Source organism: Aquimarina sp. U1-2 (assembly GCF_017897595.1).
GTDB lineage: Bacteria > Bacteroidota > Bacteroidia > Flavobacteriales > Flavobacteriaceae > Aquimarina.
Genome location: NZ_JAGKIK010000126.1, coordinates 1 through 344 on the forward strand (window position 1 = coordinate 1; position 344 = coordinate 344).

The window sequence follows — 344 nt, forward strand, 5'->3', positions numbered from 1 at the left end:
GATGATGTGAAAAATGAGATGAATGCTGAGCCAAATAAAAATGCAGAAAACAGAATTGAGAAAGCCACTTGGTTTAATTTATTTTGAAAATGAATAAGAGACTTTTTAAGGTTGTCATCTTTTAACGGATTTTGCAAGACATACCATCCAACAAAGCGAGCGATGATATATCCGATTGCACTTACGATTAAAAAAACATTAGCCCACAGCGGTTTGTCCGCACCGTCAAAGCCAGTATAATAAACTGCTGAAAAAATAAATAGCAAAACAGCCTCAATCAGAAACTTAATTTTAATCTTCTTAATTTTTGGGTGGTTTTTAATTTTGGTCATCATCAATAATTC

1 protein-coding gene is annotated in these 344 nt (G+C 32.8%); it reads right to left on the reverse strand.

The window, feature by feature from the left end:
• Positions 1-344: hypothetical protein (locus J8281_RS19330; RefSeq protein WP_210199272.1), on the reverse strand; the 344-nt coding region annotated here is incomplete at both ends.